We start from the raw sequence: 19,490 nt of genomic DNA, 5'->3' as shown, positions 1-19,490 counted from the left end.
TCTCAATCACAGGAGTATAGGGATATGAAAAAGTGGTTATTAGTAGCGGCACTTGCTGCAACAGCTGCAACGGGCGTAGCGCAAGCTAAGGAATGGAAAACAGTTCGTTTTGGTATTGAAGGTGCTTACCCTCCATTTAGCTGGACTGAAGCTGATGGTTCACTGAAAGGCTTTGATGTTGACATGGCAAACGCGCTTTGTACTGAAATGCAAGTGAAGTGTAAGATCGTTGCTCAAGATTGGGATGGTATTATTCCATCGCTACTTGCTCGTAAATACGATGCAATTATCGCGGCAATGTCGATTACAGAAGAACGTAAAAAGAAAATCGACTTCACAGGTAAGTACGCTCTTATCCCGAACAAATTTATTGCTAAAAAAGGCGCTGGTCTTAACTTTGACGACCTAAGTGGTCAGAAAATTGCCGTTCAGCGTGCAACAACTCACGACAAGTACCTAACAGATAACTACGGCGACAAAGTAAGCATCGTTCGTTACGGTTCTTTTGATGAAGCATATTTAGACCTGGCTAATGGTCGTGTTGTTGCTGTTCTAGGCGACGCATCTGCACTTGAAGAAGGTGTATTGAACAAAGCTGGTGGTGAAGATTACGAATTCGTAGGTCCATCACTAACTGATCCAAAATGGTTTGGTGATGGCTTTGGTATTGCGTTACGCAAGCAAGATAAAGATCTAACTAAAAAACTTGATGCAGCAATCCTTTCATTACGTGAAAAAGGTGTTTACCAAGACATCGCGGCTAAATACTTCAACTACGATGTATACGGTCAATAATACATAGAGTGATAACTATGATAGGGAGAGGGCGCACCTCTCCCTAGTTATATCTCTACCAACTTTTTCGCTGTTTGTTGGAAAATATTATGTTTGATTTACAAGGTTATGAAGCCTCTATCTTAAGTGGAGCTCTGCTTACCATTCAAGTTGCCCTTCTTTCGCTAATTTTAGCTATGGTTCTTGGAATGCTAGGGGCATTAGCAAAACTAGCGCCTTACCGCTGGGCTCGTGCAATCGCAACTCTTTATACAACTGTTATCCGTGGCATTCCTGACCTAGTGTTGATGATGCTGATATTTTTTGGCGGACAAATCCTTTTAAATAACAGTTTGTACTCCATCAATGAGTGGTTGAATGAGTGGTTTACTTCGAGTGACCCAAATCATGAGTGGACGTCTTATCTTCCAGATTATATTGATGTAAGCCCATTCGTCGCTGGTGTTTTAACCATTGGTTTTATTTTTGGCGCTTATATGGCAGAAACTTTCCGTGGCGCAATCATGGCGGTTGATCATGGTGAAATGGAAGCCGCAAAAGCTTATGGCATGAACCCTGTTTTGGCTTTTCGCCGAATCTTATTACCACAAATGATACGACATGCATTACCAGGTTTTGGTAACAACTGGTTGGTATTACTTAAAACAACAGCGTTAGTGTCTATTATCGGCTTAGAAGATATGGTTCGAGTCAGTGCTTTAGCTGCTGGTTCGACAAAAATGCCGTTCACCTTCTATATGACTGTTGCTTTGATCTTCTTATTCTTTACCAGTGTATCGACAGGCGCTTTGAAGCTTGTTGAACGCAAATTTAGTATCCACGCGAGGTAACTATGGATTTCTCATTGATAGTTGAAAGCCTACCTATTTACCTTGATGGTTTGTGGACGACAACTTGGCTAGTATGCCTAGCCTTAGTTCTTGGTCTAGCGATTGCGATTCCATTAGCTATCGCACGTAATAGCCCGAACATGTTGATTAATGCCCCTTCATGGACATTTATCTACTTTTTCCGAGGCACACCATTACTCGTGCAGCTCTACCTAATTTATTATGGTATGGATCAGTTTTTCCCAGTAAAAGATACGCTTTGGGAACATGCTTGGTTTTGTGCTCTGGTCGCGTTTGTCCTAAATACTTCAGCTTATACTGCCGAGATCATACGCGGTGCGATTAATGGTTTACCTAAAGGTGAAGTAGAAGCGGCAAAAGCGTATGGGATGAGCACAGCAAAAACCTACCGCCGAATTATTTTACCAAGTGCATTACGCAGAGCTTTACCTGCATACAGCAACGAAGTGATTTTCATGCTACATGGCTCTGCGGTTGCCGGTATTGTCACTATTATGGACTTAACTGGTGCGGCAAGGTTAGTTAACTCGCGTTACTACGCGCCTTTTGAATCGTTTTTGACAGCAGGTCTGTTCTATATGGGACTGACATTCATCATAATTGCGATTTTCAAATATGCAGAGAAACGCTTCCTTGCTTATTTAAGACCTCTTAGTTAATCAAAAACAGCGCCTTCTGGCGCTGTTTTTCGTTTTATAAACCTCTTTTATTAAGAGCCACATTTGAAACTGTTAATTTAATTCAGAAATATAGATTCGATGCACTTTATAGATTGACCTGATGAAAACTGTGGCTACACTCGGCGTAATTTTTTAATGTGTGAAAAAGTAATGAATAAATACGGTCTGATTTTCATTTTAGCATTGGTTATTTCTGGTTGTGGTGGAAGTGACGGAGGTGGCAGTTCGGTTTCAAAAACACCAGTGGAACAAGCCCTTGAAACGGGTGATGCTTCACTCGTTAAGGAACCAAATGAGCTAATTGAAGCCAGTGCGCGTTTAGTTGAAGAATATAAAGCTGACTACTCGGAAATCAAGCGTCAGCTATCTTTAGCTAACGATGGCACTGCATTATCTAACCTGCATTGGGATCCTACCCACGATACTGCAATCATTTCTCCAACATATGGTTTTAATGACGCAATACTGAAAACTAACAAAGCAATGGTCAGTGGTTATGAAGACCAAGAGTTAGTGATTGGTGTAGCGGGCTATCAAAGTAATGGCTCTCGTTATGCCGCTCTTGCGAGTAACCCTTTCCGTACTCAACAGCGTTTCCCTAGTTCAGTCAATTCTGAAATGGAAACATGGCTTCTTAATTTAGTGACTTGGGTTTCGGGTTCGAGTAATAAGCCACAAAGCATTGTCCTTGCTCAAATGGATCAGTCTCATTACTTTCCTGATGATGAAGCAACTCGCAATTGGTTAACTGCAAACAACCTCGGGCAAACCAGCATTAATGTTGATGATCAATGTGACGGGCAAAAGCTTTCTCAATGTATTGCGGATAAGCCTGATTTATTAATTATCTCTCAAAAGCTTAATTCTGGAGATGAAGTTGATGCTGTGCTTGAAGGTGTGCGTTTAGCTTTTGAACAAAATATTCCTGTCTTATATCTTCACTTAGATGGTGGGATGACTGAGTTAGGTCATGGACTTTTTTCGCTGATGAATATTACCTATGTGGGTGATAATTACTGGAGAAAACTGGGTTTAACCAATTGGGATTCGACTCAACTCATCGAGCAGGTTCCAGAGTCAGTAGCATTGCAGCAGGAACTATTGAAGAAGCTTCATGATGAAAGCTTCACGGTTAACCTGCAAGAGTGTGAGGACAAATCATGTTCTGATACTTCACTAATGGCAGAGCAGTTTTACCCAGCCGCACAGAGTATACAGCAGCATCTTACAGTGTTAGACAAGAGTAAAACTGATCTCTTTGCAACGAGCGATTATCAATATGAAAAGCTTTTAATCTTATTGGCTGACAGATACCGCCAAGATGTCTCTTTCCCTATGGATAAAGAGTCAACTCGTACCATTGATTTTCTGAAGTCTTATTATTCGGATTACACTCAGTATCACAGTCGTAAGCTAAATGCAGCCCAGCCTGATTTAGGTAACTTCAGTACTAAATCGTTTGAAGATATAGAAAGGTTCAATAAAACGGTACAAATGGAATCTAAACGTAACTTCCGTTCTGCTGGTGTATACGTTATTCCAGGGCAAACCTTTAAGGTTACTCGTATTGATCAAAACTCTGTTACGACCTCTATTGTCATTAATAGTTTGAGAAGCGGGGCAACTCATGAATTCTCCACGGACGGCTATTCAAGACCAAAATTTTTGACATCAACAAGCTATCGAGTCGAACCGGGAGAGACCATTTCACTAACGTCTGCATATGGAGGCACAGTACAAGTTCATTTTGATACGAATGACGTTGATGTTGAATTACGGTTTGAGAATATAGCTCAGCATCCTATCTGGCGTAGTGAGAACGATAATGAAAGTTTTATTGCTCAACTTGCAGAAGCTAAATTTGATTGGGCAGAGTTGATGACTCCAGGGTTTGAAGTTCACTCTAAACTAGAGAAAATGCAAGAATCAGTGAGCCCTGCTAAGTGGTCGAAGCCTGAAGACATGGCAGCTGCAACAGAAAAGTATGTTCATGACTTACCTCACGCGCTAGCGGGTTTCGAAGGTCCTGGAATAACCAATATTGATGAAATTCATCAGTACGGGAAAGATCAAGGCTGGGAAATTCAAACGATTGATATCGTAAAACATATGAATGCGGATCAAGCGACTTGCGGCTACGGTTGTTCCGGTAATCCATACGATGCTTATTGGTCATTCGATCCCTTAGGGCATGGTGATTTACATGAGCTAGGGCACGGCTTAGAAAAAAGTCGTTTTAGATTCTCTGGGTGGGATGGTCATGCAACAACTAACTATTACTCTTACTACAGTAAATCTCGTTACTATACTGATGAAGCGGCAATTTCAGCATGTCAGAGCTTAGACTTCAAAGGTCAATTCGAGCTCTTACAACAAAGCCGATTAGAGGCAGATCCGAATGCATTCATGGCTGCTCAAAACCAAACAAGTTGGAGCTGGGGAGCAAGAGTTTATATCCAAATGATGATGTCGGCTCAGTATCAAAATGTTCTAGAAAACGGCTGGCATTTATTGGGTCGTTTACACTTAATCGAACGCGAGTTTACTCGCTTGAAATCGAGTGATGAACTTTGGAATGCTCGAAAAGGAACAATTGGTTTTGCAAACTATACTCGTGAAGAAGCCAATAACTTGAATAATGATGACTGGCAACTTATCGCGTTAAGCTATGTAGCTGAGCACGATATGCGTACCTACTTAGATATGTGGGGTTTTAGCTTTAGTGATAAAGCAAAAGAGCAAGTAGGGAGCTTAAACCTAAACGAGATGCCACTGAATTATTTTGCTTCATCAGAGCAAGGTTACTGTCTTGATGAATTTGCAGTTAAACCAGTAAGTGTTAATGGAACGAATATTTGGCCATTGAACTAGGTGTTTATTGAACTAAACGCTACTCGGTAATAGAAATCATAAAGGGAAGCCATGTGCTTCCCTTTTGATGTTTATAACCGTGATTATATCTAGGTAACTCTTATTTGAATGTCGACCAGATAGGAGCATGGTCTGAAGGTTTTTCAATCCCTCTTAGCTCATAGTCAATGCCTGATTCAGTACATTTTTCCGCTAGCTTTGGCGTCGCTAATACCACATCAATTCGTAAACCGCGGTTATCAGGGAAGCCTTTAGAGCGGTAATCAAACCATGAGTATTGGTCGTTTACGCTTGGGTACAATTTTCTGAAAGTATCTTCAAATCCCCAATCCATGAGTGTTTTCAACCATTCACGCTCTTCTGGTTGGAATGAACACTTGCCTGTTTTTAACCAACGCTTGGCATTAGGTTCACCAATACCAATATCTGCATCAATTGGGCTGATGTTGATATCACCCATCACGATCACTTGTTCTTCATTAGTGTGATGCTCAGTTAGGTAAGTCATCAAATCTTTGTAGAACTGGCGCTTATAAGGGTATTTGGTTTCATGCTTAACATTATCCCCTTGAGGGAAGTAACCATTTAATACCGTGACTTTCTCACCATTTTCGTCCTCAAACGTCGCCATTATCATTCGCTTTTGGTGATCCTCATTATCTGTCGGAAAACCTTTCTGAACCGAAATCGGCTCTTGCTTACAAAGCATGGCTACGCCGTAATGTGCTTTTTGACCATGAAAGTAAACTTTGTAACCCATCGCTTCTACGTCTTCGATAGGGAAAGCTTCGTCATGGACTTTGATTTCTTGAAGACCAATTACATCGGGTTGGTGTTTATCGATAACTGCTTGAAGTTGATGAAGGCGAGCTCTTAGACCGTTGATATTAAAGCTGATAACTTTCATTTGTTTTTATACCTCTTGTAAACCCTTGCTATTGCTTGTTTATAAAGGGTTTGTAGATTTGGTGAATGTCATAGTTAATCGTATTTAACCATGCTTAATAAGCTTTGTCGCCATTTTGCCGCCATATTAAATGTTGTATTGAGTGATAGGATTAAAGGCAATCGCATCACTTAAATGGTTCGGCGAAAAGTGAGAATAAACCATAGTTTGCTCAATCTTCTGGTGACCTAGAATATGTTGAAGTACCAAGATATTGCCACCATTCATCATAAAATGCGAAGCGAACGTGTGGCGTAGTACGTGGGTTGCTTGACCTTTCGGTAAGTCGGGTAGGGCTTTGCTTAGCCACTTATGTGCAACGCCATAACCGCAGCTAAACAATTTATCATTGGTTGGCTTATAGAGTTCTGCGTAAAGTTCTTTTGATATTGGAACGGTGCGGTTTCGCTTTCCTTTAGTGTTCGTAAAGGTGATTTTGTGCTGAAAGAGTTGGCTACCTTTTAGCTCTACAACTTCATTAATACGAGCCCCAGTAGCTAGGCAAGTTTTGAAAATAGTAGTTAGCTCTTTGCATACTTGGCTGTGAGTAATCTCTTTAAATAAGTGCCTGATTTGTATTTCATTTAAAAAAGTAAGTTCAGGCTCGGATTGTTTTATCGATTCCACACCATTAACAGGGTTTGGCAAACTCCATTCTTTTAGTTTTATCAACTTATTGAAAATCGATTTTAACCACGCAATGTCGCCATTGTTTGAGCTAACAGCAAGCTGACCTTCTCGCCCTTGCCCTTGATTGATTCGGCTTGCTCTATAGTGCGCTAAATCGCTGGATGTAAGATGAGAGGCAATAGGGTTGTTCAGTGCGTTGCTAATGTGCAGCATGCGGTTTTTGGCGTGTTCGCCTGATTTCAGGTTTTGACCGTGAAGCTTAAACCATAATTCAATAAGGTCAGAAAGACGGCGGTGATCAGCTTTGTCACCTAGCCATGGTTTGTCATCTACTTCTTTCATTAAGTAGAATTCATAGCTGTTCGCCTCGCCTTTGGTTGCGAAGCGTTTACGAACGCGCTTACCGTCACGACCTTGCGGGTAACACTCGCAAAGCCATGGTTTCTTGCTGCTGTCTTTAAGATTACGAATAGACATGTTATCTATTGTTTTCTATCCAGAATTTCATTGATTTCTTTATATCCAGCTTCATCGAGGGACATTACTTTGTCTTGATTGACTTTTTTGTCAATAAATTTAGCTAATCTACGAGCGGGCCTTAGGTGACCGCATTTATATAAGCTATTTGCATGATTAAGGGTAATAATTAAGTAGTTATTGAAATGTGCTCTTTTTTGTCGTTTCAATAATACTTGGCGGATATGACTAGTTAACTCTAGTGACTCTTTTGATTTGCCGCGTTTTCCTAGTTCATGGGATACGGTAATTGTTCTTTTGATGACATTGGTCAGAGTGTGCGCGTTACAAACAAAATTAAGAATATCTTCTGAACTTTTGGAATCTGGTTTTAGGTGTAGCTCCGCTATGAATATAGCTTTTTGGATTACATCCTTGTCATCTTCACTAAAATCATTGCCTTCTAGTGCGAGTACTTCTTCATAAATTTTTAATGAATCAGCCGTTAACGTCTGGAGCTCTAATTGAGCTAATAAGTTCAAATGAACAATTTGGTGTGCACGAAATACATAAGAACCATGGGTGATAAGAGCACTTAAAGCTTTTGTCGTCTCTTGGTAAATCGTTACGTAATTTTTTGAGTAGTAATGACAAGCCATTATTGATGATAGAACGGGTACTTTATTGAGGTAATCTATGTCTTTTTCTTCATAATACGAAAATAAATGTTTTTCATAGAATGAAATGGCTCTTTTATATTGCCTGCTGATTGTGAAGCAAAATACTTTGAAGGCGAGGATATCTTTATTTTCATCTTTTGATTTGCTAAGAATATCATTAATTAGCTGTATTGATTTTTGTGTGGGTTCACTTCCACAAGACTTTTGAACTAGATTGTATCTGTGCTTATTTAATTCATTAGGCAAAAAGTCTACGTTTACTGCACTATTATTCTCATCCTCTTTATTACTGGGCAGTGATTGTGCGAGCGCTTTTTCGTGATTTTGGATGCTTTGAGCTGCTTCATCAACTATCTTCTCGCTGTTTCTTACTTTTGATATGGCTATTTGAACCTCATCTAGCTGTGTGTTTAGATCTTGAACAAATATTTTTATTTCTTTGGCTCCCTCTTCTTGAACCCATTTGTGGGTAATTTCAGTTGCAGCTTTTTTAGCATTTCGGATAGCTTCGTTAACCGCCATTCGGGTTTCACGTTGCGATTGTTCTAAAATGTTTTTAGCTTTGTTTTCGATGTCTCTAATTTTACCAAAATGGAATACGGCGAAAGTGGCTAAAATAAGGGTGATTAACGTGGCAACCCAGCCAGAAATTATTCCCCAAAAACTCACACTATCATCGGTCGAACGAAGGCGCTCGTAGAATGACGTCGCCAGCAGCTCTAGTTGTACTGCTGTGGTGTAGTCAGTCGAACGGTTCTCTAATCTGTCAATTCTGTTGTTGAGTTGAATGATTAAATCTTGGAGGTGCTTATCAGATGTTGAGTTCGTATTGGTGAGGTCTTGAACTTTTTGCTGTAGCGAGGTGTTTTCAGCTTTAAGAATCACTTTTTCTTCGTTGCTAGCCTGCAAAAGTACTAACAGTTCTTTTGCATCAATCTTTGCAATTTCATGAGTTGTAGCATTGGCAGCTGTTTTCATCGATGTGCCAGTTTCTTTTGTGCTTGCAGTGAAGGGGAGCAAGAGGCAATAAATCATCGATAGTGAGAAAAATGTCCGTAGAAGTTTTTTCATATTCAATTACTATTTTAGTCAGAAATTAATAAGGCTCTGAGGTAGAGCCTTAAGGGTGCGGTTAGTTATTGCACAATGTTTGCGATTAACTTATTGATAAGCGTGTTAAGCCACTGCTTCAGCTTGCTGCTCTTTCTCAATAGCAATACTTTCACGATATTCAGCTGCTTCAGCTTTCATGGTCCAGTGAACTTCATTTAAACCTTGTTGCTCTACGGCTTGCTTCACTTCCGCTACTGTAGTTCTGAAGAACTCTTTACGTGGGTTAATCTTGTTAACTGAGCGCTCGTTGAATTTTCTATGAAGCTCTTTCTCAAGAGTTGGGGCGTCATCGCTGTAAATCATTGCGTGAACATCAAATGAGAATGGAACTGATGCATCACCTAGTTCTTTCACTCGATCCATTGGCTCTAAACGACGGGTCATACCAATCTTAAATACTTCTTCACCGAAGCTACCTACGTTACTGATTACGTAAACGTGACCACGGCGTGTCTGTTGTGCCATTGAAAGGGCACGTTGACCTCTTTCTTCTGCTTCTTGTAGCTTGCCTTCAAGTTCCGCTAGCTGAGCTTCGAATTCAGCTTTCTGTTCTTCGCTTGCTTGCCCTAATTCAGCTCGTGCTTTATCTAGCGCTTTTTGCAGCATCTTTTCTTCTTTTTCTGCTTCTTTACGTGCTTTTTCCATTTCACGGATAGCGCGTTCTTCTTCTCGAATCTGAGCTTTAATTGCCGCTTGCTCTTCTTTTTCAATTTTTCTCAGCTCGAACGCTGCTACTGCCCACTTCAATTCAGTTAAGCGAGCATCTAAAAATTCTTGGTTAATACGAGCATTTCGGAAGGGCGCTCCATTGTGGTTTACCAGAGCAAAAGCATCGATAATTTCTTGCTGGATTTTCCCAAAGTTGTCGTGCTTTGTTTTAGAAAGGGCACTATCAACTTTTCCGTTAAAAGCATCAACAGCAAAGTGAATAGCATAAGTCTTACGGTGAGCTTCAACGTAATCACATGCACCGGCATAGTTATCTTTGACCATGTCTTTTACACGCTTACGTGCAGCTTTTAGCTCTTCGCCTGCTTCTTTGAAGCTGAACTCTTCAGCAAGGTCATCGAGAACGGATTGGTTAGGGACAATGTAATCGTCTTTGTAGCCTTCGATGGTGTTTTTCATTGCTTTAATAGCTGTTTCATAAGAGTCAGCTTTTGCTTTTGCCTCGTACGCATCACCAGCAATTTCTTTTGCTTGGGCTTCTGCATAACTAATGACTTTGCTTGCCTCTTCACGAGCTTCTAACTTGATCTCTTCAGCTTTCTCTTTTGAATTGGCTAACTTTATACGGGCTTCAGCTGTTATGTTTTTTGACTCAACCTTAGCTTCATCCAAAATTTTGATTCGTTCATCATTAGCCGTCATTTCAATTTTTTGAGCTTCACGCTTAGCTTCCGACACTTTTAGAATCGCTGTCTCTTCAAGCTTTTCGGCTTTTTCGATGGTTTTTTCTACTTCGGCTTTAGAGCGTGTAATCTTTTCTTCGGCACTTCTTAACAGTTCTTTCGTGTGTGCTTCCATATCTATGATTGGAGAGTACAGTGCCTTTAGATCTTCATTTTCAAAAGTTTGCCTTTTTACATCTGCCTCTGCTCTTTTTAGGGCTTCTTCAGTTAACTCTAACTTTGAGTTAAGTTCTTGTTGCGCTTTTTTGCTTTTTGAACGAGAAATAATAAGCAAAATTAGAGGTAGAAAAAGTATTGTGAGAGCTACTAATGCATTTTTATCCATTACGTTTACCTAGCTGAGTTGAGTTGTTTCACTGTTGGTTTTATTGCTTAGGCTTTCGCCCAAAACGTTGTGAAACTGTTTTTGTTTGCTCGCTGAGAGATTTGGCTATGCCTACCGCTTCTTTCATGTCTTGGGTGAATTAGGTACGTTTACACACACTAGATAACACATGTTACCTAGTGTGCCATTGTCTTCAGAGTTAGCAGAAACTACAGTTCGGTATATACAGCTATGGGTTCAATGATGATTTCATTTTCCCCCTTTGAACCAAATGTTTGTTCCAAGTCGTACATGTTTTCGGCAAGACCAACCATGTGAGACAGCATCGATGCTTCGTCTGAGATCTCTTCTATCTCAACGTCAGGGGTTTCGTGAGAGTGGCAAATCGTACCTAAGACTACGAATTCTTTTGCTGTTTTTCTCGAATATTTTCGACAAATAGCTTTTATTGAATCTCTAAAATTGTCAGGAGACATAAACGTTGAGTACTCAGTATCGCCGAGAGTTTGTTTAAACCGAACGATATCATCACCAAATTGCTCAAGCATAGTATCAATACTCTTTCTTAACTCGTTGGGTAGAGCCTGTTGGTTTTGTGACTTTAGTTTTCTGACAGATTTGTCTATGTTTGATTTTAGTTTATTTACCGCTGCACCATTTTGCTTTTCAGACTGCAATATCTCAAGCTCTTGGTACTTGTCGACGAATTGAGCTTTCGCTATGGCGTCACCTATTTCAGGAAAATTTCTTAATAGCTCTTGGATTTCTTTTAGGTCAACAAATTTCCCTTTCGCGCGTATACGGATGAAAGACTTATTGGAGTTACATATATCTGAGTGTGTATAAGTGTTTGAATCTACATCAATAAGGAGTTCACTATTGATTAATTCAGCTTCTAGTAGGTTAAAAGCATAATCATGTAGGAACTTTTTTGATGTGGAGCTAGAGGCTTCTTTTATAGCGTTGGCGATTGCGCGACCAGAAGTAAGCTTTCCTTTTTGGGTGTCTTCTTCGGTCTCTTCTAAAACCTGTTGATCTAAGTAATACTCTGTTACGCCTTCGAAAAGTTGAGATGAGAATGAATAGAGTTTTTGTTCGTCTAAATAAATGAAGTTCTTAATCACGTTTTCCTAGCCTTGTTCGTTCTTTGAAGCGTTTGTGAGCTTCTTGTTTTTTTTGTGTCGTATCCGCAATGAACTCTTGGTGAGAGTACTGTCGCTTAGTGTCGATGTAAGTCCATACAGCAAAAATTAGAGTCGCAACTACTACTATGAACGTAATACCGTTGATCAAAATGTCTGCTGACATGGGACTTCTCCATTAGGTGTTGACGCTTCAGCATTTGCTTTTGCTGTCAGCCTCAAAAATATGACGAAACAAAAAAAGAACGAACAACCAGCTAAGGTTGTAGATAATTGGATTAACTGTTCAAATTTTATCTTATCAAATCCTGCTTCAACTGCCAGAAGAATTGCCATTAAGCTTGTATACATCACAATAGCGCATATTGAAAAAACGTTGCTAACGGACTTCCACGTTTCATCACCAGTCATGTGCTCCAATTCATTCAATATGGAGATATGTAAAACAAAACCAAGCGCTATGTATTCACTAGCTGAAATTGGCGCAAAACCGTCTATTAAGATACTGAAAGCGAATCGAAGCCCAATTGGGATTAACCCTATGATCACGGTGTAACAAAGCCACTTGGTTAACTTGGAAACCGAGCGTTTTTTGTTCTCGCCCATCACACTTTCTCCAACACAACAGCCACACGACCTAATACTTTTATGTCTTCGTCTGCAACTTCTACCGTTGAAGTGCCAAAGACAACCGCAAGTTTGTTTGGTAAACGCTGAATGTGATTTATCGACATTCTGCCGTTCATATCTATTAAGTATTCACCACTCACAGCATCGTTCTGAGACTGATCCACCAAGTAACGCGCTTGATTAGTTTCAACTTCAATCGTTGCCAGCTCGTTTAAATCCCACCCATTAAAAATGCGCTTTGCGTAAGGCATATCACCTGTAGGAAGCAGCTTGCCATTTGATAGGCAATAGCTCTTCAGAATAACGGTGCTGTGCTGTGACACTGCACCTTCAACCATTGGAGTGTCTTTTTCTGAATGAGAGATAAATTTGTGCGGTCGATTTGGTAGCTTTGCGCGCTCTTCTTCAGATAGCGCAAGCTCTTCAATAGGAACACCTAAAGCGAGATGCAGCCTCACCATTAGTTCGTGAGACGTACGGTCGTGCAGGTTCCATGTACTGAATGTCGATTTTTTCACATCCAATAATTCGGATAAATCTGAAAAAGTTCTGCTTTTAGTGATTCGTTTTAAATGTTCAGTAAATTCAGCACCGCTAAGATAATTATAAGCAGGTATTTTTTCTGTTTTGCTCATCTAGAACTCGCATTGGTGAGTTTGATTACTAAATACTGATTGCAATTCAGTGTTTGGCGATCAATAATCTTTCTCGTACTCAAACATAAACACGGCAGCTAACCAAGTATGTTTGAACCTTAATAAAGTAACTTGTAAGGATATCATTATGTTGTCATTTGCACTATCGCCTCCTGTCCCATATATGCGTATTGAACAGTACTCTCAATATTCAGGCGTATCCCTTTCAACACTCCGTAAAGATATGGAAAACAACAAGCTAATCATCCGCCCTAAAGAAGCGAAGAATGAAATTCCAATGGTTAACGTTATCGCCATGATGGAAATTGCATCCCGTGAAGCATTAGAAAAGTTGGGTTAGCCATGGCTGTTTCTTCCCTTATTCCAACTAAGAATTATTGCCCAAGCTGGCTTCATTTGTTTGCTTGGGTTGTCATTCTCGTTCCTCCTTTTCTATAGAGAGTGTTATTCATGGACGAAATTGATGCCATGTGCGAATTACGTGAGCCCAAACAGCGAGCATTCGACGCCGTTTGCCGTGATTTTGTGATTAATCACAATGTCGAAAAGGTCGCTAAACGTGTTGGGTTAAGCGGAACAGTGCTACGCAGCAAGTTAAACCCAGAGCAGCAATACAAATTAACGCCGGTTGATATGGCGCTAATCAGTAAAGAAACGGGTGACTACACCATCATTAATACCGTGTTAGCCGATTTAGGCGTAGTGGTAGCCAAGGTTCCCAGTGAAGAGGAATCCAAGACGTTCGTTGAACGCATTCTAGATAATTCGGTTCTGTCTGGTGAGCTGTCTAGCGATGCATTGAAGATGTGCAATGCAGACCGCTTATTCAGAAGCGATAAACGTAAGACAATTGCAAAAGCTCAAGCCGCTATCGGCAATTTGGTTTTGCTTATGTCTGATTTAGAAAACCGCACAAGTGGCACAACCCCTTTAATCAGTATGGGTTTCGAGTTTATTGCCAACGGTGCACCAATCCCCGGCTTAAGTTAGAGGAATTTTGTATGTCAGTTGCAACAGTAGAACATTCAACCGCAGTACCACCGCTAGAAAATCCGTGTCCTGATTTGCCTTGTTGGTCTTTGAACCAAGAGCAAAAGGTACGTGGGCTCACTTTTCTGCAACGCACAAAGAAAGAGTTAGGCGAACGCCAGTTACAGCCACTTCGCCTTGAACGTAAAGAGTTGCAAGAAAAGTATGATTCAAGTGATTGCCGCATACAGCAATTACACCTTGCGCGCCAAATTAAAAGTATCGATGCCAGTGCGATGGACATTCAATCTCGCTGGTCCTAATACCGATTTACTCCAAGCCAACCTAGCCTAGGCGTTTTGCCTACAACCCTTATCCCTCTTTGATTTAAAGAGGGAGGGTTTTTTATATCCAAAATTTGAGGAATTAAATATGAGTGGTCTTAATACTGAGCGTGCAGTGTTCGATATTGTTCACGCCATCAATGTTCTCGCAATGGCAAATACAGATGTGATTTTAATATTCGCGAGATTTTCTGGTCATGTTAACAGCTTCGAAGTTGACGCAGATCCAAAGGGTACTGTCTACGAAAAAGGAGTCAGACCAGACCGATTGATGAGGGAGTATGTTTATTTTGATCATCCAAACGCGCTAGAAAAACTCCTATCAATAGAAAGCCAACTGACAGAGTTGATCATCACTGCCCGTGAAGAAGCTGAATCCGAAGCAAAAGCAGAGGTGGAAGCATGAGCATCATCACCGTATTCCGTAAAGACTTAGAGCATGGTCTTCGCGGTGAAGGCTTTACTACTCGTAAAATTGAGCAGTTCATTCGTGTATTCAACGGCGTTGATTCAAGCCAAGGCGCAATGCTTCAACTTGATTCAACTCGCGCAATGTTGGTGAACGTGAATGGCACCGAGCAAGGGCTTTGCCTTGAAGACTTCATTACAGCGTGGTGGGTTTTCTGGGTTGTGGTGTTCAACCAATCAACCGACAACGCAACGCATCACCAAGCCCTAGGCGCAATTCGCGCACTCTTCTTTGTTTCTGCTTGCACTAAAAGTACAAGCCAAAACGCAACCATGCAGATGTGGTGGCGTGATTGCGAACCAGTCCATGGTTACCCAACAGTGGAGGCAGGCTAATGCTGAATTATGTAGCGGTAGCACTGAATAGTGGCGGTGGTGTTGTGCGTCATTCTGAAACGAATGAGGTAATGAATATTGGGCTTGGTGAATTTGAATCACCAGAGCCAGCAATTGATACGGCTTGTGAGTTGTTTAACTGCCAGCACGTGATGAACGGCGTGATTATCAAAGGTAACCACACCGGTGGTCACATGGTTATGGATACACAGGAGTTTGCAGAGCTATGAAGGTTCAACATGAATACAAAGGCATTAAAGGGGTAACCGCAATTGCCCAAGAAATGGGCATGTGCCCCTCAACAATATTCTTCCGAATGAAAAAAGGAATGACACTAATTGAAGCGGTAGAAACGCCAGTTGAACGAGGTGGTGTTCGTGTGACTAAGAACAACCGAGTGGGTATGAGAAAGCCATTCAATATGAACCCGTTTTGGGCTTTGGCTTTGGGGGTTCAACTATGAGTAACTTAAACCCTTATCTGAAAAAGTATATTCGTAAGCAGATTAAGGACGGGGACTTACCCTCGTTTACGGCAGTAAAACGAGCAATAAAAGAGGGTAAGAAAGTCGTTGAATCATTTTCTAAACATGGCTCGGATGGCGTCTAGTCTCTGTTCATATGCAGGATCATTTTCGGGATATATATCAATGAATTCTTCTTCTGGAATAAAAAAAACACAATCGAAGCCATCAATCGAACCTGAGTCTTTGTTGATGCAAACCAGTCCGTTTTCTTCGAGGAAGCTAGTTATATTTATGAACTCATTCAACCCAGTGGCAGTAATTGAACGATATGGGCGAAGTGGATTTAGGTATTTCTTTGGCTCGATAGGTGGAAGGATAGCAATAGTCATTTCCTTACCATCTACCTCGTGTGAGTTGTCTTCGATGTGTTCTTGCAGCATTACGTCGAAGTACTTGAGATTGAATGAGTCGTTAAGTAATTCAGTTTTCATTTCAAGACCTTGTAAATTATGAAATCAGTAGACTAGCATAATGAAAAATCCAGCTAAACCAACCTTTACCGACACTGAAAAACGTGCAGCCTCCATCGCTTGTCAGCAATGGGGGCATTTGCACGTTTATCCGCAAAAACCTAAAGCGGTAGAAGTTTCGGCAGACCGCTCAGAGTTTGATCGTGAACCGGAAGGCATGAGTGTTGTTGAACGCAACCTTTACGACATCAATCCAGACGACCACGAATGGCGTAAACAATACTTTGCTGAACTGCCAGAGTACTTGGTTAAGTACTTTGCGACTCGTTACATCAATATTTTCAAGAAAAGCGGAAAGGGTGGCGGTCGAGCTGCGGCTAACATCTTCCTGCGTGAAAGAATGAGCCCTGCAAGTGATCGCGTTCGCATGGTGCTTGCCAAATACAAAAAACTCCCAACCACTCAAAAGGTGGCTTTGCTTAGTGAAGATTGTGCTGATGAAAAGCAAAACGACACTGAGCAAAGCAACTTAATACGCTCAAACAATCCTAAAGCTAAACAAGCGAGTTTTGATTTCGAGGCAGCAGAGCAAAACCGCAAGCCAGTAAAAAGCCGAATCTTAGCTGAACTCGAACCAGATGAACTCAAAGACATGGCGTTTAAAATTACCATGATTGTTGATGGGTTCACTCGTATCGAAGGGGATAAATATCATGCCAAAACTGCATTAGGAACAGAAATGGCAGTCGTATTCTCTTATGAGAAAGCAGCCGAATTTGTCAGTAATACCTTTGGTATTAAGCCTCCTCGTAAATATAAAGACCAATCAGAGCTTTCCGCGCTGCAAGACATTTCGCGGATGATTAGCGAAAAGTGGTGGTACAACCGTTTGGTTAGCTGCCGCAAAATAATGCGTGAGCACTTGGCTATTGCCATGGGTCAAGTATCAAAACACGCTTCACCTTATGCCTCTTGGGATTGCATCCGCGAATATAAAGAACAGCGCCAAAAGAACTGGGAGTTTATCGAAAACTCATCTCTGTTCGATGAAGAAACAGGCGAAGAAGCCAGCCTAAAAGATATGGTATTAAAAAGCGTATCGAACCCAGCTATTCGCCGCCATGAATTAATGGTGCGTTGCCGTGGTTGTGAAGACATTGGCAACGAGTTAGGTCTGCAAGGCTTGTTTTTAACCCTGACCACACCAGCCAAATATCATAACAGTTATAAGAAGGGTGGTTTCATTGGTCACTGGAATGGCGCAAGCCCACGTGATGCCCAAGTTTATCTAACCAATGTATGGGCAAAGATTCGTGCCAAGTTAGGTCGCAAAGAAATTCGTTGGTTTGGTGTTCGTGTGGCTGAACCACATCACGATGGCACACCACACTGGCATTTGCTCATCTGGGCAAAGCCTGAACAGGTAGATGCAATTGAAGAAATCTTTACAGATTACGCAATCCAAGAAGACAAACACGAACTGATTAACAAAGAAGGGCTGCTAGACCCTTCTGCCCGTTGTGATATTCAAGCCATTGACCCTGAACTGGGCACGGCTACGGGTTACATCGCCAAATACATTTCTAAAAACATTGATGGCTATGCCATGGATGATGATGTTTCCGATGAAACTGACAAGCCAGTGAAAGACATGGCGAAAAATGTGAGTGCTTGGAAATCTCGCTGGAACATTCGCCAATTCCAATTCTTTGGTGGTGCTCCGGTTACGACTTACCGTGAATTACGCCGCTTTGCCAGTCAAAACAAAAAAGCCTTTATGGAATACCTCTTCATGCAAGAGCGTAGTGACCTGCTTACCATCTACTCGATGCTGCAACGTGAACTCGTTGGTCCTATTAAGCCAAGCAAGCTAATCACTAATGAAGAACTGTTAAAAGTAATTGGTGATAACTACCAATCGCGAATCAATAGCGATGATTCAAGCATCGTGGACACGTTAATCGCTGCAGATAATGGCAATTGGCAAGGCTACATCATGGGGCAAGGTGGACCATTCGTTAAGCGTGACGACTTGCTGATCAGAAACACCTATCAAGAGTTACCGTTTGCTTCACCCCACGGCGAAACTGTTAGCAAAATTGAAGGCTTTGATGCCGCAGGTATGGTCGTTAAAACTCGCACTAAGAACTGGCAGATACTGCCTACGTCAACGTTAGACGCCCAACGTGAAGCGGGGGCTCTTGCTCTTTCTGGAGCCTCTGGCTCCTCTCGGAGTTCTGTCAATAACTGTACGCAACCTCAGAAAGTACAGGTTAGCGATCAGCTTAAGCGATTATTAGAACCTTATTCAATGAGAGGTGGTTTACCGCCAAATATTGATGATTCGGCATTAATCGCGCTGCAAAAAGGCAGTTCAATACGAATAGATGATGAAACGAGTATAAGAATCCGCCCTGCGGAGCACTTCCCATGCGGTACGGTTCGCCCGGCCCAACTTGTTGAAGAGTACAAAACGAAAGAAGATTTAAGTTGGTTAGAAGAATTTGAGGCTAAACCCCCAGAACCTTTAACCGGAGAAGATAAAGACCACGAATACCAACAGCCAGATTTGTCTCACTTCACCGAAGTGGATGATTGGCCGTTAGTGTAGTGGCTTATTAAGTTTCGATGATTATGAATGACTAAGTTTTTGAGAGTGTTGTACGATTTTTAGATGAAACGAATGCAACATTTTTTAGTTGTCCGGCTTGTGAAATTAACAACCCAGTCAGAACATAGCTTCAACCATAACGAACGTTTTTCTAAAAAATAGGCTCAAATTCAATGGTTGACTCAAATCTAAACTTTGGCACTATTTCTTCACCCTCTGTCTCCCTTCTTACTTTTTAATTAAGCAGAGCTACGTTCTATCACTGCTTCCTAATTCAGCAAGTTTTTAAAGTTAATGAATTTGTGACTTAAGTCACACTTCTCAGGGCTTGCGGGATTTCTAACCTGTCGTAGGTTATTAGATATCAAAGGTAATTACCTTGATTTAGGAAACTTTGGATACCAAAGCATGCTGATACGAAACGAAGAAGCAGGAGAGCACCATGTCAAATCCATACAGTAAAACAACTTACCAATACATTGCAGATCTTGAATTAGAGGAATTGGATAAAGCCCAATCTTTAGAGGAGATGCTCGCAATTACCAATCACTTTAGAACTATGCGTGATGCAGTTTACCAACGAGAATTTGAGTCATTTTATACGGCAGCGTAATTGATTATTTGCTGGTAACGGCGGTG

At 41.2% G+C, this 19,490-nt stretch carries 22 protein-coding genes; 13 read left to right on the top strand and 9 right to left on the bottom strand.

Going from position 1 to position 19,490, the window contains the following annotated elements:
- The first annotated feature begins 24 nt into the window (after window positions 1-24).
- The 4 genes from F0226_RS00950 (at window position 25) to F0226_RS00935 (ending at window position 5,197) form a co-directional block, all read left to right on the top strand.
- Complete coding sequence (locus tag F0226_RS00950; RefSeq protein ID WP_171733867.1) at window positions 25-795, top strand: ABC transporter substrate-binding protein; 771 nt, start codon at window positions 25-27, stop codon at window positions 793-795.
- Window positions 796-884: 89 nt separating this feature from the next.
- Window positions 885-1,625, top strand: a complete 741-nt coding sequence (locus F0226_RS00945; RefSeq protein ID WP_171733866.1) for an ABC transporter permease — start codon at window positions 885-887, stop codon at window positions 1,623-1,625.
- A 2-nt stretch (window positions 1,626-1,627) separates the two neighbouring features.
- A complete protein-coding gene (locus tag F0226_RS00940) occupies window positions 1,628-2,305 on the top strand; it encodes an ABC transporter permease (protein ID WP_171733865.1) in 678 nt (225 codons plus the stop codon).
- A 171-nt stretch (window positions 2,306-2,476) separates the two neighbouring features.
- Window positions 2,477-5,197: an ImpA family metalloprotease gene (locus F0226_RS00935; protein WP_171733864.1), complete on the top strand. Its 2,721-nt coding sequence runs from the start codon at window positions 2,477-2,479 to the stop codon at window positions 5,195-5,197.
- Between the two features lie 100 nt (window positions 5,198-5,297).
- On the opposite strand, the gene xthA is transcribed toward F0226_RS00935, so the two are convergent.
- From xthA to F0226_RS00895, 8 genes are all read right to left on the bottom strand, one after another.
- Window positions 5,298-6,104, bottom strand: coding sequence for an exodeoxyribonuclease III (gene xthA / locus F0226_RS00930; protein ID WP_171733863.1), 807 nt, complete (start codon window positions 6,102-6,104; stop codon window positions 5,298-5,300).
- Window positions 6,105-6,230: 126 nt separating this feature from the next.
- Complete coding sequence (locus F0226_RS00925; RefSeq protein ID WP_171733862.1) at window positions 6,231-7,250, bottom strand: tyrosine-type recombinase/integrase; 1,020 nt, start codon at window positions 7,248-7,250, stop codon at window positions 6,231-6,233.
- A gap of 5 nt (window positions 7,251-7,255) precedes the next feature.
- Window positions 7,256-8,980 (bottom strand): hypothetical protein, encoded by a 1,725-nt coding sequence (locus F0226_RS00920; protein WP_171733860.1) that lies wholly within the window; start codon window positions 8,978-8,980, stop codon window positions 7,256-7,258.
- A gap of 105 nt (window positions 8,981-9,085) precedes the next feature.
- Window positions 9,086-10,759 carry a DUF4041 domain-containing protein gene (locus tag F0226_RS00915; protein ID WP_171733859.1) on the bottom strand — a complete coding sequence of 558 codons (1,674 nt, stop codon included), beginning with the start codon at window positions 10,757-10,759 and terminating at the stop codon, window positions 9,086-9,088.
- Between the two features lie 209 nt (window positions 10,760-10,968).
- Window positions 10,969-11,883 carry a hypothetical protein gene (locus F0226_RS00910; protein WP_171733858.1) on the bottom strand — a complete coding sequence of 305 codons (915 nt, stop codon included), beginning with the start codon at window positions 11,881-11,883 and terminating at the stop codon, window positions 10,969-10,971.
- Window positions 11,876-12,067, bottom strand: coding sequence for a hypothetical protein (locus tag F0226_RS00905; RefSeq protein WP_171733857.1), 192 nt, complete (start codon window positions 12,065-12,067; stop codon window positions 11,876-11,878). The genes F0226_RS00910 and F0226_RS00905 overlap by 8 nt, the downstream gene beginning before the upstream one ends.
- Window positions 12,049-12,507: a hypothetical protein gene (locus F0226_RS00900; RefSeq protein WP_171733856.1), complete on the bottom strand. Its 459-nt coding sequence runs from the start codon at window positions 12,505-12,507 to the stop codon at window positions 12,049-12,051. The genes F0226_RS00905 and F0226_RS00900 overlap by 19 nt, the downstream gene beginning before the upstream one ends.
- Window positions 12,507-13,166, bottom strand: a complete 660-nt coding sequence (locus F0226_RS00895; RefSeq protein ID WP_171733855.1) for a phage repressor protein CI — start codon at window positions 13,164-13,166, stop codon at window positions 12,507-12,509. Before F0226_RS00895 ends, F0226_RS00900 begins: the two co-directional genes overlap by 1 nt.
- A 148-nt stretch (window positions 13,167-13,314) precedes the next feature.
- On the opposite strand from F0226_RS00895, the gene F0226_RS00890 reads away from it, so the two are divergent.
- The 7 genes from F0226_RS00890 (at window position 13,315) to F0226_RS00860 (ending at window position 15,767) form a co-directional block, all read left to right on the top strand.
- Entirely contained in the window at window positions 13,315-13,527 is a 213-nt protein-coding gene (locus F0226_RS00890; RefSeq protein ID WP_171733854.1) for a hypothetical protein, read from the top strand.
- Between the two features lie 110 nt (window positions 13,528-13,637).
- Entirely contained in the window at window positions 13,638-14,177 is a 540-nt protein-coding gene (locus tag F0226_RS00885; protein ID WP_171733853.1) for a phage regulatory CII family protein, read from the top strand.
- A gap of 11 nt (window positions 14,178-14,188) precedes the next feature.
- On the top strand, window positions 14,189-14,479 hold the full coding sequence (locus F0226_RS00880) for a hypothetical protein (RefSeq protein ID WP_171733852.1): 291 nt from the start codon (window positions 14,189-14,191) through the stop codon (window positions 14,477-14,479).
- 109 nt (window positions 14,480-14,588) lie between these two features.
- Window positions 14,589-14,906 carry a hypothetical protein gene (locus F0226_RS00875; protein WP_171733851.1) on the top strand — a complete coding sequence of 106 codons (318 nt, stop codon included), beginning with the start codon at window positions 14,589-14,591 and terminating at the stop codon, window positions 14,904-14,906.
- Complete coding sequence (locus F0226_RS00870) at window positions 14,903-15,304, top strand: hypothetical protein (RefSeq protein ID WP_171733850.1); 402 nt, start codon at window positions 14,903-14,905, stop codon at window positions 15,302-15,304. Before F0226_RS00875 ends, F0226_RS00870 begins: the two co-directional genes overlap by 4 nt.
- Window positions 15,304-15,534, top strand: coding sequence for a hypothetical protein (locus F0226_RS00865; protein ID WP_171733849.1), 231 nt, complete (start codon window positions 15,304-15,306; stop codon window positions 15,532-15,534). Before F0226_RS00870 ends, F0226_RS00865 begins: the two co-directional genes overlap by 1 nt.
- Entirely contained in the window at window positions 15,531-15,767 is a 237-nt protein-coding gene (locus F0226_RS00860; RefSeq protein ID WP_171733848.1) for a hypothetical protein, read from the top strand. The genes F0226_RS00865 and F0226_RS00860 overlap by 4 nt, the downstream gene beginning before the upstream one ends.
- 113 nt (window positions 15,768-15,880) lie before the next feature.
- On the opposite strand, the gene F0226_RS00855 is transcribed toward F0226_RS00860, so the two are convergent.
- A complete protein-coding gene (locus F0226_RS00855; RefSeq protein ID WP_171733847.1) occupies window positions 15,881-16,261 on the bottom strand; it encodes a hypothetical protein in 381 nt (126 codons plus the stop codon).
- Window positions 16,262-16,301: 40 nt separating this feature from the next.
- Between F0226_RS00855 and F0226_RS00850 the strand changes: the two genes are divergently transcribed.
- Together F0226_RS00850 and F0226_RS00845 are read left to right on the top strand one after the other, a co-directional pair.
- Entirely contained in the window at window positions 16,302-18,851 is a 2,550-nt protein-coding gene (locus F0226_RS00850; RefSeq protein WP_171733846.1) for a replication endonuclease, read from the top strand.
- Between the two features lie 442 nt (window positions 18,852-19,293).
- Window positions 19,294-19,464: a hypothetical protein gene (locus F0226_RS00845; protein WP_171733845.1), complete on the top strand. Its 171-nt coding sequence runs from the start codon at window positions 19,294-19,296 to the stop codon at window positions 19,462-19,464.
- The last annotated feature ends 26 nt before the right edge of the window (window positions 19,465-19,490 follow it).

Origin of the sequence: Vibrio sp. 99-70-13A1, assembly GCF_013114625.1 — a bacterium.
Taxonomy (GTDB): Bacteria; Pseudomonadota; Gammaproteobacteria; order Enterobacterales; family Vibrionaceae; genus Vibrio.
This window is presented reverse-complemented; position numbering and strand designations above follow the sequence as displayed.

Coding starts and splice junctions, on each gene's coding strand:
- F0226_RS00905 (WP_171733857.1), bottom strand. CDS start 12,067: ATGTCAGCAGACATTTTGATCAACGGTATTACGTTCATAGTAGTAGTT.
- F0226_RS00845 (WP_171733845.1), top strand. CDS start 19,294: ATGTCAAATCCATACAGTAAAACAACTTACCAATACATTGCAGATCTT.
- F0226_RS00920 (WP_171733860.1), bottom strand. CDS start 8,980: ATGAAAAAACTTCTACGGACATTTTTCTCACTATCGATGATTTATTGC.
- F0226_RS00860 (WP_171733848.1), top strand. CDS start 15,531: ATGAAGGTTCAACATGAATACAAAGGCATTAAAGGGGTAACCGCAATT.
- F0226_RS00925 (WP_171733862.1), bottom strand. CDS start 7,250: ATGTCTATTCGTAATCTTAAAGACAGCAGCAAGAAACCATGGCTTTGC.
- F0226_RS00900 (WP_171733856.1), bottom strand. CDS start 12,507: ATGGGCGAGAACAAAAAACGCTCGGTTTCCAAGTTAACCAAGTGGCTT.
- F0226_RS00875 (WP_171733851.1), top strand. CDS start 14,589: ATGAGTGGTCTTAATACTGAGCGTGCAGTGTTCGATATTGTTCACGCC.
- F0226_RS00870 (WP_171733850.1), top strand. CDS start 14,903: ATGAGCATCATCACCGTATTCCGTAAAGACTTAGAGCATGGTCTTCGC.
- F0226_RS00945 (WP_171733866.1), top strand. CDS start 885: ATGTTTGATTTACAAGGTTATGAAGCCTCTATCTTAAGTGGAGCTCTG.
- F0226_RS00865 (WP_171733849.1), top strand. CDS start 15,304: ATGCTGAATTATGTAGCGGTAGCACTGAATAGTGGCGGTGGTGTTGTG.
- F0226_RS00940 (WP_171733865.1), top strand. CDS start 1,628: ATGGATTTCTCATTGATAGTTGAAAGCCTACCTATTTACCTTGATGGT.
- F0226_RS00855 (WP_171733847.1), bottom strand. CDS start 16,261: ATGAAAACTGAATTACTTAACGACTCATTCAATCTCAAGTACTTCGAC.
- F0226_RS00850 (WP_171733846.1), top strand. CDS start 16,302: ATGAAAAATCCAGCTAAACCAACCTTTACCGACACTGAAAAACGTGCA.
- F0226_RS00915 (WP_171733859.1), bottom strand. CDS start 10,759: ATGGATAAAAATGCATTAGTAGCTCTCACAATACTTTTTCTACCTCTA.
- F0226_RS00885 (WP_171733853.1), top strand. CDS start 13,638: ATGGACGAAATTGATGCCATGTGCGAATTACGTGAGCCCAAACAGCGA.
- F0226_RS00895 (WP_171733855.1), bottom strand. CDS start 13,166: ATGAGCAAAACAGAAAAAATACCTGCTTATAATTATCTTAGCGGTGCT.
- F0226_RS00880 (WP_171733852.1), top strand. CDS start 14,189: ATGTCAGTTGCAACAGTAGAACATTCAACCGCAGTACCACCGCTAGAA.
- F0226_RS00890 (WP_171733854.1), top strand. CDS start 13,315: ATGTTGTCATTTGCACTATCGCCTCCTGTCCCATATATGCGTATTGAA.
- F0226_RS00935 (WP_171733864.1), top strand. CDS start 2,477: ATGAATAAATACGGTCTGATTTTCATTTTAGCATTGGTTATTTCTGGT.
- xthA (WP_171733863.1), bottom strand. CDS start 6,104: ATGAAAGTTATCAGCTTTAATATCAACGGTCTAAGAGCTCGCCTTCAT.
- F0226_RS00950 (WP_171733867.1), top strand. CDS start 25: ATGAAAAAGTGGTTATTAGTAGCGGCACTTGCTGCAACAGCTGCAACG.